This is a genomic window from Streptomyces albus subsp. albus (assembly GCF_000725885.1).
GTDB classification, from domain to species: domain Bacteria; phylum Actinomycetota; class Actinomycetes; order Streptomycetales; family Streptomycetaceae; genus Streptomyces; species Streptomyces albus.
Genome location: NZ_JODR01000005.1, coordinates 121336 through 133841, shown reverse-complemented (window position 1 = coordinate 133841; position 12506 = coordinate 121336). Strand labels below are relative to the sequence as shown.

11 protein-coding genes are annotated in these 12506 nt (G+C 74.3%); 2 read left to right on the top strand and 9 right to left on the bottom strand.

Features of this window, described 5'->3' with window-relative positions; all coding sequences use genetic code 11:
- Positions 1 to 21 precede the first annotated feature (21 nt).
- The 4 genes from IO40_RS0106705 to IO40_RS0106690 all read right to left on the bottom strand — a co-directional run bounded on the left by IO40_RS0106705 (position 22) and on the right by IO40_RS0106690 (position 3208).
- Positions 22 to 486: a hypothetical protein gene (locus IO40_RS0106705; RefSeq protein WP_016471610.1), complete on the bottom strand. Its 465-nt coding sequence runs from the start codon at positions 484 to 486 to the stop codon at positions 22 to 24.
- Positions 483 to 1022, bottom strand: coding sequence for a DUF6973 domain-containing protein (locus IO40_RS33230; RefSeq protein WP_016471609.1), 540 nt, complete (start codon positions 1020 to 1022; stop codon positions 483 to 485). Before IO40_RS33230 ends, IO40_RS0106705 begins: the two co-directional genes overlap by 4 nt.
- Positions 1023 to 1094: 72 nt before the next feature.
- The gene (gene rbsK / locus IO40_RS0106695; protein ID WP_016471608.1) at positions 1095 to 2003 is read right to left on the bottom strand and encodes a ribokinase; all 909 of its coding nucleotides are present in this window, start codon (positions 2001 to 2003) and stop codon (positions 1095 to 1097) included.
- Positions 2000 to 3208, bottom strand: a complete 1209-nt coding sequence (locus tag IO40_RS0106690; RefSeq protein WP_234029846.1) for a LacI family DNA-binding transcriptional regulator — start codon at positions 3206 to 3208, stop codon at positions 2000 to 2002. Before IO40_RS0106690 ends, rbsK begins: the two co-directional genes overlap by 4 nt.
- 288 nt (positions 3209 to 3496) lie before the next feature.
- On the opposite strand from IO40_RS0106690, the gene uriH reads away from it, so the two are divergent.
- A complete protein-coding gene (uriH, locus tag IO40_RS0106685; RefSeq protein WP_016471606.1) occupies positions 3497 to 4558 on the top strand; it encodes a uridine-preferring nucleoside hydrolase UriH in 1062 nt (353 codons plus the stop codon).
- 5 nt (positions 4559 to 4563) lie between these two features.
- On the top strand, positions 4564 to 6000 hold the full coding sequence (gene uriT / locus IO40_RS0106680) for a uridine transporter UriT (protein WP_016471605.1): 1437 nt from the start codon (positions 4564 to 4566) through the stop codon (positions 5998 to 6000).
- A gap of 133 nt (positions 6001 to 6133) precedes the next feature.
- Here uriT and IO40_RS0106675 read toward each other — a convergent pair whose 3' ends face one another.
- The 5 genes from IO40_RS0106675 to IO40_RS0106655 all read right to left on the bottom strand — a co-directional run bounded on the left by IO40_RS0106675 (position 6134) and on the right by IO40_RS0106655 (position 12255).
- A complete protein-coding gene (locus IO40_RS0106675) occupies positions 6134 to 6328 on the bottom strand; it encodes a hypothetical protein (RefSeq protein WP_016471604.1) in 195 nt (64 codons plus the stop codon).
- A gap of 86 nt (positions 6329 to 6414) precedes the next feature.
- A complete protein-coding gene (locus IO40_RS36810) occupies positions 6415 to 6789 on the bottom strand; it encodes a hypothetical protein (protein WP_030407368.1) in 375 nt (124 codons plus the stop codon).
- A gap of 410 nt (positions 6790 to 7199) precedes the next feature.
- Positions 7200 to 7559: a hypothetical protein gene (locus IO40_RS0106665; protein ID WP_016471602.1), complete on the bottom strand. Its 360-nt coding sequence runs from the start codon at positions 7557 to 7559 to the stop codon at positions 7200 to 7202.
- Positions 7560 to 7879: 320 nt separating this feature from the next.
- Entirely contained in the window at positions 7880 to 9799 is a 1920-nt protein-coding gene (locus IO40_RS0106660; protein ID WP_016471601.1) for a DUF2264 domain-containing protein, read from the bottom strand.
- A 26-nt stretch (positions 9800 to 9825) separates the two neighbouring features.
- Entirely contained in the window at positions 9826 to 12255 is a 2430-nt protein-coding gene (locus IO40_RS0106655; RefSeq protein WP_016471600.1) for a polysaccharide lyase 8 family protein, read from the bottom strand.
- Positions 12256 to 12506 lie beyond the last annotated feature (251 nt).

Below are 12506 nucleotides of genomic sequence, written 5' to 3'. Positions count from 1 at the left end.
GCCATGGGGTCCCGCTGCGCCTCACTCCTCGGACAGCCGCAGCAGGGTGTTGCGGGAGCGCGTCTGCGGCTTGAGCACCGTGCCGGGGCCCCAGCTCCTCCTGCCGTCGGTGACCAACAGGTCCGGGAGCACCGAGACGGCCTTCGAGACCTTCCCGTTGTACTCGAACACCAGGAGATTGCCCGCGTCGTAGTAGAACTTGTCGCCGAGGACGGGCTCGCCCACGGCCCTCTCCACCTGCCGCGCCGACGCGCCCTCACTGAAGACATGCACCTTCTCCCAGGCGAAATCCGTCAGATCGGCGAGCTTCGCCGTACCGCCGCGCCGGCTCAACTCACGGATGTCGTCCGAGAGTGCCTCGTCATGGGTGACACCACCTCCGCCCACGCCCGCTTCGTACGCCTCACTCACCTGGTTCCCCGTTTCCGCGCACGCCGTGCACAGCAGCAGGACGGCGACGCCCGCCGCGACCGTTCCGCGCCTCAACTTCCGCTCCCCGCTCCGCTTCTTCTGCCGCTGCCCGAGCCGCCGCTGTCCGCCCAGCCCGACACCGCCTCCCGGTCCTCCTCGGGTGCGGGCAGCACCGGATCCCCGGTTCCGCCGGGGCCGACCTGATCGCTGAAGACCAGACGGCCCCCGCCCTTGGGTATGACGACCATCTCGCCGTCCCGTACGGCCTTCTCCACGAGGTCGGCCAGTTCCTCCTCGCCCGCGTCGGGATGTTCTCGCGCGATCCGTCTGCCGACCTCGTTGTTGTGCAGGTCCATCGCCTCGCGCTCGGGGTTGTTGCCCGGGATGGCCTCGTGGGCGTAGGTGTATTTCTCGGTCCACTCGGCGCCGTACTTCTTGGTCATCAGCGCGTTCCAGCAGGCGTGCCGGAAAGCGTCGTTGTGGTCGTCGTTCCGGTCATCGGTCTCGAACCGGCCGTCGGCGGTGGCAAAGGCGTCGTCCCGGATGTTCTTGAAGTCCCGCAGTCCCGTCAGGCCCAGTCGTCCCGTACGCCTAGCCGCAGTTGCGCGCACACGGTATCCCACCCCGGGGTGGCCGCCCGCGCCGATGTGGCCGTACCGAACGGCGGGGGAACCGGTGGCGTTTCAGGCAGGCGGGTTGCCCGCGAGCAGGGCCTCGGCCTCCTCGCGGCGGGCCAGCGACGGCTGGGCCCCGGGCCGGGTGGTGCTGACGGCCGCCGCCGCGGCGGCGAACCGGGCGGCGTCCTCCAGCGGGCGGCCCTCGGCCAGGGCGACGGCAAGGGCTCCGCAGAAGGAGTCGCCCGCCGCCGTGGTGTCCAAGGCCGTCACCGGGAAGGCCGGGATGTGCAGGTGGGCGGAGCCCTCGCACAGCAGGACGCCGTCGCCGCCGAGGGTGACGACGACGGCTGCGGCGCCCCGCAGCCGTCGTGCCGCCGACGCGACCTCGTCCAGCGTCACGGGTTCCGTGGCGAGTCCGGCGAGTGCGCCCAGTTCGGTGCGGTTGGGCACCAGCAGGTCGACCCCGGAGGGGATCTCGGCGCCCGGGACGGCGGGCGCCGGATTGTACAGGACGGTGCCGCCGGACAGCCGTGCGGCCTCGTGGTTGGCCTCGTCCGGCACTTCCTGCTGGAGCACGGTGACCCGCGCCCGGCCGAGGGTGTCCGCCGCGGCGGCGCAGTCGGCCGCGGTGAGGCGGGCGTTGGCGCCGGGGCTGACGATGATGGTGTTCTCGCCCTGGGGGCTGACGGCGATGAGCGCGCGGCCGGTGGGGGTGGCGGGGGTCCGCCTCACGTGACCGACGTCCACGCCCTGGTCGCGGGCGGCGCGCAGCATCACCTCGGCGGCGTCGTCGTCGCCGACCCGGCCGACGAACGCCACCTCGCCGCCGAGCCGTGCCGCGGCCACCGCCTGGTTGGCCCCCTTGCCGCCGGGGTGCTGGGCGATGTCCCCGCCCAGCACCGTCTCGCCCGGCACCGGGTGGTGCGGTACGGAGGTGACGAGATCGAGATTGAGACTTCCGACGACTGCGATCACTGGGCTGCCTTCGTGCTGTTCGGGATGAGGGGTGCGGTCGGGGAGACGGCGGAGCGCGGCGCGGGGGTGCCGGCCGGGCCGGATCGGGCGCCGTGCCGGGTGCCGGAGGGGGCCGGGGCGGTGTCGGGCACCGTGGAGGCACGGACGACGAGGTGCGGTGCGAGCCGCACGGCGTGCCGGGCCACCGGCGTGCCGGGGGAGCGCGGGGCGGCGTCCTGCGGGCTGCCGTCGCAGACGGGCGCCCCGGCGCCGTCGAGTCCGCGTTCCAGCAGCCGTACCGCCTCGACCGCGATGTCCCGTACCGGCTGCCGCACCGTGGTGACGGCCGGGTCGGCGAGGTCGGCGGGCGGTACGTCGTCGAAGCCGGTCACGGCGACCTGGCCGGGTACGTCGACGCCGAGTTGCCGCAGCCGCTGGATGACGCCGAGTGCGATGAGGTCGTTGCCGCAGACCACGGCGTCCGGAGGCCGGCGATCGCCGCGATCCCGCTCGTCCCAGAGCCGGTCGACGGCCTCGCGGCCCCAGGCGGCGGAGAAGTCGCCGAGGGCGAGCAGCGGCGGTTCCCCGGGGGTGAGTGCGCTGACGCCCGCCTCGTAGGCGGCGCGGCGTTCCGCGGCGGCCGAGGCGGTGCCGTCGGCGCCGATGTAGCAGGGCCGGCGGCGGCCTCGCGCGGCGAGGTGGTCGAGCACGAGCGCCATTCCGGCGGCGTTGTCGACGGCGACGAGGTCGGCGACGCCGGGCCCGCAGCTGCGGTCGAGCAGGACGAGGGGGACGCGTGCGGCGGCTGCGGCGACGGCGGGCCGGCTGCGGTGTTCGTCGACGGGGACCACGAGCAGCGCGTCGACCTGCCGGGCCAGCAGGGCTTCGATCCGGGCGGCTTCCTTGTCCGGGTCGTCGTCGCAGTCGACGAGCAGTACGGCCCGTCCGCGCTCGTCCAGGACGTGGGTCAGCTCCCTGACGAGCGTCGGGTAGAAGGGGTTGGTGATCTGGGGGAGGACGAGTCCGACGGTGGCGGTGCTCCTGCTGCGCAGGGCCCGCGCGACCTGGTTGGGCCGGTAGCCGAGGCGTTCGGCGGCCTCGCGGACCCGGCGGGCGGTGCCGGCGCCGACGGGCCGTGAGGCGGACAGCACGCGGGAGACGGTGGAGACGGAGTAGCCGGAGGCGCGCGCCACATCGCGCAGTGTGATGTCGGAGCCAGGGGTCACGGCGGCCACCACTTCTTCGTCGGAGTCCGGCCCGGTCCTGTCCCGTTCTCTCCCGGCGGCGGACCGAAGCTCGGCAAACGTTATCAGCCGCATTCTGCCCCTCCCAGACCCCCTTGTACCGATGTGACGTAGTCCTCCATTGACATCCGGAAGGGCCCTGCGCAGAGTCTTGGGAGAACGTTTTCCCACCGCGTCCCGTCGCCCCCGCCACACAGCCCCCGCCTCCCGCCGCACTGCCGCCCGAGGCGGCGGCCGGAGCGACGGGAGGGCTGAGCAAAGGGGCTCTTCGTGGCCAGAAAGATCATCCTCGACTGCGACCCGGGGCACGACGACGCGATCGCGATGTTGCTCGCCCACGGCAACCCGGATGTCGAGCTGGTCGCCGTCACCACCGTCGTCGGCAACCAGACGCTGGAGAAGGTGACGCGCAACGCGCTCGCCGTGGCCCGGATCGCGGGCATCACCGGTGTCCCGTTCGCGGCCGGCTGCCCCCGGCCGCTGGTCCGCGAGATCGAGACGGCACCGGACATCCACGGCGAGACCGGCCTGGACGGCCCCGAACTCCCCGAGCCCGCGTTCGACGTGGACGAGCGGCACGCCGTGGACCTGATCATCGACACCGTCATGGCCCACGAGCCCGGCGAGATCACCCTCGTCCCGACTGCGGGGCTCACCAACATCGCGCTGGCCGTCCGCAAGGAACCACGGATCGCCGAACGGGTGCGCGAGGTCGTCCTGATGGGCGGCGGCTACCACCAGGGCAACTGGAGCCCGGTGGCCGAGTTCAACATCGTCATCGACCCGGAGGCCGCGCACATCGTCTTCAACGAGCGCTGGCCGGTCACCATGGTCGGCCTCGACCTGACCCACCAGGCCCTGGCCACCCCCGAGGTGACCGGGCGGATCGCGAAACTGGGCACCCGCCCGGCGGCCTTCGTCAACGAACTGCTGGACTTCTTCGGCGCCACCTACCTGGAGAACCAGGGCTTCGCCCACCCGCCCGTGCACGATCCGTGCGCCGTGGCCTACGTCATCGACCCGGATGTGATGACGGTGCGCAAGGCCCCCGTCGACATCGAACTGCGCGGCGGACTGACGCTCGGCATGACGGTCGCCGACTTCCGCGCCCCGGCCCCCGCCGACTGCCACACCCAGGTCGCCGTCGACCTCGACCACGCCCGCTTCTGGGACCTGGTCATCGACGCACTGGAGCGGATCGGCGAGGGCGGCGGCGCCGAAGCGACACGGTCGGCCGCGCAGGACGCCTCCGGCACGGTCGGCGCGGCTGCCGAGGCCGCCGAAGAGGCGACGAGCAGCACGGCGGCCCCTGCCGCCGGCGAGCGGGCGTGACGGGCATGACCGGCCTCTCCCCCACCGCCACCGGGGGCCATCTGCGCCAGGGCCGTCCGGTGCGGATCGGCGTGCTGATGACCGCGCTGCTCGTGGCCTGCTTCGCCTTCCAGCTCAACGCGAGCATGCTCAGCCCGGCTCTCAGCAGCATGGAACGCTCCCTGCACGCGAGTTCGGCCGAGATCGGGATGACGCAGACGGCGTTCTTCACCTCCGCCGCGCTCTTCTCCCTCTTCCTGCCGCGCCTCGGCGACCTCATCGGCCGCCGCAAGGTGCTCGCGGGCATGCTGGCGCTGATGGCCGTGGGCTGCGTCGTCGCCGCGCTGGCCAACAGCGTGCCGATGCTGTTCGCCGGCCGCGTCATCCAGGGCGTCTCCGGGCCCACTGTGCCGCTGTGCCTGATCATGCTGCGGGTCGAGGTCACCGAACCCAAGAAGTACGGCACCCTGCTCGGTGTCATCACGGCCGTCAACGGCGGTATCGCCGGCGTCGATTCGCTCGCCGGCGGCTACCTCGCCGACCACCACGGTTTCGCCGCCGTCTTCTGGGCGATGGCGCTGGTCGCCGCCCTCGGCACCGTTCTGGTCGCGGCACTGGCGCCCGAGTCGCGCGCCGCCTCCGGCACCCGTATGGACTGGCCGGGCGTCGTCCTGCTCGTCGTCTCCGTGGGCGCCATGCTCATCGCGCTGAACGAGGCGGGCAAGCTGGGTGCGGCGAACTGGCCGCTGGTGGGCGGACTCGTCGTGGTCTCCGCACTGGCCTTCGCCCTCTTCTGGCGCGTCCAGGACCGTGGCACCCACCCGCTGGTGGCCACCCGCCATCTGCGCCGCCGGGCCACCTGGGCGACCCTGCTGACCACGGTGCTCACCATGACCGGCGTCTTCGCCGTGATGAACGGCCTGCTGCCCGCCTTCGCGCAGGACGCCGATGCCGGGTTCGGCATGTCGGCCGAGCAGTCCGCGTGGTGGACCCTCACCCCGTACGCACTGGCCGGGCTGGCCATGGGCCCGCTCGCCGGCCGGCTGGCCGCCACTCACGGCTACGGCCGCATCCTGCGCGCCGGGCTGATCGGCGCCGCCGGCACGGTCGTGCTGATGCTGCTCACTCTCGACGTGCACTCGCGCTGGCTGCTGCTGGCGGCCTCCGTCCTGGTCGGTGTGGCGTACGCGGGAGTGGCCAACATCGTCCTCAACGGGCTGGGCATCGTGCATTCGCCGCGGGAGAACCCCGGCTTCCTGCCGGGCCTCAACGCGGGTGCGTTCAACCTCGGTTCGGGCCTGAGCTTCGCGGTGATCTACGCCGTGCAGACGGCGGCGCTGCCGAAGGACGCCGCCTCCCCCACCGGTTACGCGGCGGGCATGATCGCCGGAGTGGTCCTCCTCGCCGTCGCGTTCGCGACCTCGTTCCTCATCCCGAAACCGGTGGCCGCCGAAGCGGAATGACGCCCGGCACCCAGCCCCTGTCCGGCCGCCCCCGTACGAGCCACCGGCTTGTACGGGGGCGGTTTCGCGTGCGGGGGGCGCACCCCGCCGTGCCCGCACGCCGGCCGGGGCCGGTGTGCGGGCGGTGCCGGGTCTACCCGGCGGCCGACCGGGGGTGCCGGAGCCGGCGGGCGATCTCGCGCCAGCGGGCGCGGCGGCGTTCCGGCACCGCGGGTTCGGCCCGGGGCGGCTCGGCGGGTTCCCGGGGTGCGGGCGGGGCGGGTTTCGTCGTACGGCCGGCTTCGGCGCGTGCCAGGGCGGCGATGGCGCGGAAAGGATCTGTAGGCATGGCTCTCCTGCGGCAAGAGGTACGGGACCGGGCAGCCTCCGGCCGCGGCGCACGGAGTCGTGGTGCCGCGGCCGGGGCGGAACCGATCAGCAGCGCAGGATCTGCCGCTGGGCCGCCGGCGGACGACAGTTGTCCGTCACACCGGTGCACGGGCCTGTCGCAGCCGCGGCGCCGGACGGGGAGCCGCCGACGGCCGGGGACGCGACCGCGGGCAGCAGCGTGTGGCACAGCGTGCGGTGGGCGGTGGTGGCGCCGGGGCACGCCTGGGCCGAGGGGTCGTGTCCGGGGAGCCGGTCGCGGGCCGGGCCGGCCATCGCTTCCTGGGGGCAGGGCGCCGCGGTGACGGCCACGCCGGGGGCGCTGACGGCGGAGTCGGCCGGTTCCACGGCCGTCGGTGGTGTGCTGTCGAGGACCAGCAGGGTGAGCAGTACGGCGAGGGCCGCGGTGAGGAAGGCCGTCACCGTGCGCGGGCGGTCCGGCGGCCTCGGACACACCGCGGATGGCGTACGAAGGGGCATCGGTGTCCGCCTCCCGCCGTCCCGGGTCGTTCCTTCTCCCTAGAGGATCGGCACCGGGCCCGCGGTGCATGGCCGCGATCCCTCGTATGAGGGGCAGGTTTCACCTGTGCTGATGAAAGCGCGGAGTTCAGGTGTGCGCGGGACCGGCCGGTGGCGGACGGGTGCCGCGGAAGGGGCATGCGTTCGGCGGCTGCCGGGGCGGCCGGCGTACGGCGAGGGCCCGGCTCCCTGTCCCGACAGGCGTCCGGCCGGGGCCTGTGACAGGTCCCGGCCGGCGGGGTGCACGCGGCACGCCCGGAGGCGGCCCCGGCGGCGGGGCGGCGTTCAGCGGGCGGGCGGTGTGCGGTGAGGGGTCAGGCGCGGCGGCAGTTCTCCCCGCGGACCCAGTTGGGTGTGTTGGCGTAACCGGAGGCACGTCCGGGCCGGGCCTTGCACAGGACCCGGAGGCGCTTGTCGCGGGTCTCGATGACGAAGTCGCCACGGATCGTGCCGTGCCGGGGAGCGTTGAACGCCCGGCACCTGCTGCTGCCCACCGCCGCGCTCTCGTCCCGCTCCAGCCTGTCGCAGACGTAGCCGCGGCGCGGCGCGCGGTCGGTGTCGGAGCCGCTGCCGGCGAGTGCCGCCGCCGGAATGATGCCCACCAGTGCGGTCGCCGCCGCCGTGGCGGCCACCGTCACCGCGCGTACTGAGCGGAGGGTTTTCCGCTTCGTCATGGCTGTGTCCTTTCGAACGGCCCGGCCCGCTCCCCCGTCCCCCGGAGGAACTTCGGGGCGTGTGCGGACCGTGCGTCACGGCCGCACATGGTGCGGCCATAGGTTTCCCCCGCGCGCCGGGGACCGGTCCGCAGGTCACTCCTGGGCGAACGCACACCACACGGGCGGGTTCTTCCGGGTGTTCGCAGTTCCGAAGACCACAGAACCGTTCGGACCACGCCCCGGCCGGCTGTTCGGCCCCTGGTCCGCCATGTGCCGGTCCCCTCGCTGTCGAACGGCACGGGCCTCGGGTTCCGCCCGCGCCCCGGCGCCCGTGTGCGTCACGGGGTGTGCCGGCCGCCTGCGGGGTCGGGCCGCAGGACGGTGCCGTCGGCGAAGCGGATCTCCACTCCGTCCTCGCCGGCGGAGGCGGTGACGGCCTCGCGGAGTGCGCGGGGGTCCACGGTGTCGCGCGAGAGCACCGTCAGGCAGATGTGGGTGGTCGTCCCGCCGGGGTGGGCGGCCAGGGTCAGCGAGGGCACGGCCGAGTGCGGTCCGCAGGCGTTGGCGTGGGTCTCGTGCAGGACCGAGGCACCGTCCTCGTCCCAGCCGTGCAGAGCGATCACGGCGCTGGTCAACCCGTCCGCCGTGCGGGCCAGGGCCCAGCCCTCCCCGGTCGCGGCCTGCTGCCGCCGGTGGTGTGCGACCGCGTACCCGGTCTCCCGGACGGCCACCCCGGCGGGGGCCTGGACGTGGTGGACGCGGACCTCCCAGGGCCCGTGCACGAGGGAGACCGTCTCGATGCGGAATGTCCCCGGCTGGCCGGGCAGTTCGGCCTCGTACCAGGAGGCTGCCCGGCCGTCGCCGCATCCGAGGGGATGGATGCGGCGGCGCCGGGAGACGGTGCCGTCCGGTGCCACCAGCGCCAGATGGTTGTCGGCCCGCCGCCTGGCGTGCGGCGCGGACTGGGGCGCCGTGGCCGTCGAATAGGCGAAGGCGGCGTAGTGCGGGTCGTCCTCGCCGGCGCCCTCGGGCGGCTGGTGGTCGCTCCCGTGGTTGACGAGGCGGACGATGCCGTCGTGCCGGGTGCTGTGCAGCAGCCAGCCCGGTGCCGGGAGCGCCACGCACCGGTCGGCCTCCTCGACAGGCATGAGGACTTCCCTGTCCGTCCACACCGGGTGGTCGGCGGGCAGCAGCAGCCCCAGGAAGCCCTTGCTCGCCCAGTACGGCGAGGCCGGGCCGGAGTAGGGCTGGGTGGTGGGCAGATGTGTGCCGTACCAGCCGAGCGGCAGCAGCCCGCGCTCGTCGGGCGCGCCGCGCTCCACGAAGTGCCGCAGCGTTCCCGAGGCGATCCGGCGGGTGAGGCCCGGCGGCAGCGGGGTGCAGTCCGCGAGCGCCCCCATCCACAGGGGTGCCAGGACGGCGAAGCGGTAGGTGAGGGAGCGTCCTTGGTGGACGGGGGCCCCGTCGGCGCCGAAGAAGTGCGGGTAGGTGGTGAGGTAGGCGCTCAGCCGCTGCCGGTAGACCTCGCCGCGGCCACCGTCGCCGCCGTCGGTGGCCGCGGCCATCCTGGACCACAGGAGCGGGTACAGGTGCATGGCCCAGCCGATGTAGTAGTCGAAGTTGCGGCCGTCGCCGTCGGTGTACCAGCCGTCGCCGGCGTACCAGTCCTCGATCCGGTCCAGGCCGCCCTCGATGTCCTCCTTGCGGTGGGGGGCGCCGACGGAGGCGAGGAACTGCTCGGAGACGACCTGGAAGAGCCGCCAGTTGTTGTCCCAGGTGCGGCGGCCGACGAAGCCCGAGAGCCAGTCGACGATCCGCTCCCGTACCCGGTCCTCCAGCTTCTCCCACACCCAGGGGCGGGTCTCGTGCAGGGCGACGGCGATCGAGGCGGCCTCCACCATCTGCTGCGAGCAGTCGGTGAGCGCGGGCCACGCCTCGTTGCCGGACGGGTCGGTGCCCGCGGCGAGCCCCGCGGCGTACCGTTCGATCAGTTCCGGCGCCACCTCGCCCCGGGCGCCTGCGATGCGGAAGGCGGCCAGCAGGAAGGTGCGGGCGAAGCCCTCCAGTCCGTCGCTGACGACGCCGGACCAGCTCGCCCGGCCGGGCAGCCGGTACTGGGCGAGCCCCGGGGTGGCGTAGGGCAGGCACCCGTCCAGCAACCGGTCGGCGACCGCCTCCCAGTGGGCGCGGGTCCAGCCGGTGCGGGGTGAGCGGACACGGTCGGTCGGCGGCAGCGGGAGGTGGGGCGGTACGGGCATGGCGGTGCCTTTCGGGGGTTGCGGCGTCAGGCAAGCCGGGCGTGATGGGTGTGGCCTCGGGAGCCGCCGACCGCGACGGTGACGGCCGGACGAGGCCCCGTCGTGACGGTCACGGTCTCGTCGTGGCTGACGACGGACCGTGCGGGGAAGGGCAGTCGGACGGTGACCCGTTCCGCGGTGCGCCCCGGATCGGCCACGGCGACCGTGGTGTGCCGGCCGCGGCGGCGCACCAGCACCGAGGCCGGGCCGTCGGCGTGGAGGCCGGCCACGCTGCCGGCCTGCCAGAAGTGCGCCGCGAGGAGTCCGTCCCGGCGGGAGACCACCGCCTGGACGGCGGGCGAGTCGGCGAGGACGCGTACGGGCCACGAGGCCGCCCAGCCGGCGGTCCGTGCCGCGGAGGCGCCGGGCAGCAGCACATAGGCGTAGGAGGCGCCGGACGGCGCGGTGCCGTGGTCCAGCCAGAGGGTGAGGTAGCGGCGGGTGAGCGGGGTGGTGCTGCCGCCGGTGTCGGCGCCGGTGTTGATGCCGCGCCAGGTTCCGGTGCGTGCTTCGCGCAGTGCGCTCAGGCGGGCGCCGCCGGGGAAGACGTACCCGCCGACGCCCTCCAGGTGCGCCCAGCCGGCCCGGCGGAAGGTGTGCGACCAGCCCGGGGCGCGGGGCATGCGGGCACCGTCGACGCGCAGACGGGGGGTGCCGTGCGCGTGGAGGTTGCGGTTCTCCACGACGGTCTCGACGGTGCGCTGCTCGTCGGCTCGGATGTCCGCGCCGAGCGCGACGACGGCGTCGTCCAGGAAGAACCACGCCTTGCTGGCACGGAGGGTGCTGCCGGCTCCGGCCAGTCGCATGGCGGCCACGCCGTAGCGGTCCTCCAGCACGGCGCCGCCCGCCACGTGGTTGGGCGGCCGGTGGAGGCCGGTGCCGTCGCCGGTGCCCGCGTCCGCGCGAGGCCGGACCTGGACCGTCGTGCCCGGCAGCCGGTAGGGGTCCACGGTCGGCCAGAAGCCGTCGCCGAACTGGTCCGCATCGTCCTCCGTGTACAGGTACGTCATGCCGTCGCCGGTGTACCAGCCGTGCAGGTTCTCGCCGTTGCCGGCCTCGTAGGCCGCGATGCGCCGGGAGGAGAGGGAGAGGGCCAGCGCCCAGCGGGGACGGCGGTGGACCACCCGGTCCATGTCGGCGAAGACGAAGTGCCGGTCGGGCCGTCCCGCGGGGCGCACCTCGTCGTCGGCCAGCAGCTTGCCGGCGCGGACCGCCTGGGGGACATCGGCCGCGGTGAAGTAGGACCGGGTGCGGTCGCGCTCGATCCATCCCTTCACGAGGGAGCGCCACCGGTCGCGGCGCTCGGCGGGTGCGCTCTCGGCCAGCAGCAGGATGCCGGAGAGCGCGGCGGCGCCGGCGGTGCGGTCGCTCTCCCGTTCACGGGAGACGGCACGACCGCGGACGGCGTCGGCCATCGGTCCGTCGAGGACGAACGGGGCGAAGCTCCGCTCCACCGCCTCGTGCACCACCTCGATGCCGGGGTCGGTGACGGCCCAGGGGGAGCCGGCGAGCAGGGCGGCGGCGTGCGCGACAGCGCTCAGCAGGACGGTGCCGTAGGAGCCGGTGTAGGCCACGGCGTCGTGCTGGACGAAAGAGCCGTCGGCGTAGAAGCCGTCGCCGGAGGTGACGTACCTGAAGAGGCTGTTGCGTCCGTCGTCCCGGATGTCGGAGAGGCCGTCACGGGCGGAGGCGAGTTTGGTGCCGGAGCGGCCGAGCAGTCCGCGCAGGGCGACGATCACGCATTTGTCGGCGCGGTTGGCTCCGGTCTCGGCGAGGGAGGGGAGGTTGGTGCGGCGGTCCGGATCGGGGCAGAAGCGGTCCACGGCGGCCAGGTACCGGGCCAGTTCGTCGTCGGGCAGCCGGCCGCGCAGCAGCACGCAGGTGTCCAGCAGGGCCCGGGGGGCGCCGATCTCCCAGAACCACCAGTTGCCGCTCTCCCGGGCGTCGGCGTGGTAGGCGTTCCGGTCCAGGAAACGGAGGGCGCCGGTGAGGGCGTCCGCAGCCTGGGGGGAGTCGCTGAGCGTGGTGCCCGGGGTGGCCCAGGCGGTGGCGAGGGTGCGCAGCCGGGTGTAGCTCTGACCGAAGTTGCCCGGTGTGGTGACCGGGGTGAGGTCGCTCCACAGCGCGGTGCGGGAGGGGCTGCGGTCGAGCTGTTCCCACAGGGCGGTGGCGGTGGAGTCGAGCCGGTGCAGGGCGGCGGCGACACCGGTGTCGCCGGGTTCCACGCCGTCGCCGGTCAGCAGGCGGGCGGCACGGTCGAGCAGGGTGTCGTACTCGTCCGCGGGCGGGCTGGTGCCGGCGGCCGGCCCGGAGGCGGCCCGGGCGTCCGCGGCGGGGGCCGCGAACGGGAGCAGGGCCGCTGCCGGGGCCGCGGCGAGGAGGGAGCGTCTGGCGAGGTGGGGGCGGGGGTTGTCCATTGCCGGTCCTCTCCCGTGTCGGTCGGGTGGGCGGGCTCGTGGTGCGCGCGCTCGGCTGCGGAAGCGAGGGGGACGGGGGCGGTTACGGAGGCGGGGATGCCGGGGCCGGGTGTGGGGACGGGATACGTGGAGGGGATACGGGGGGCGGTTGCGCCGGCGGGGTGCCGGGAAGCGGAGGCGGGGTGCGGGGGCGGTCACGGAGGCAGGGGCGGGGGTCGGCGGTGCGGGTGGCCGGGGCGGGTGCGGCCCCG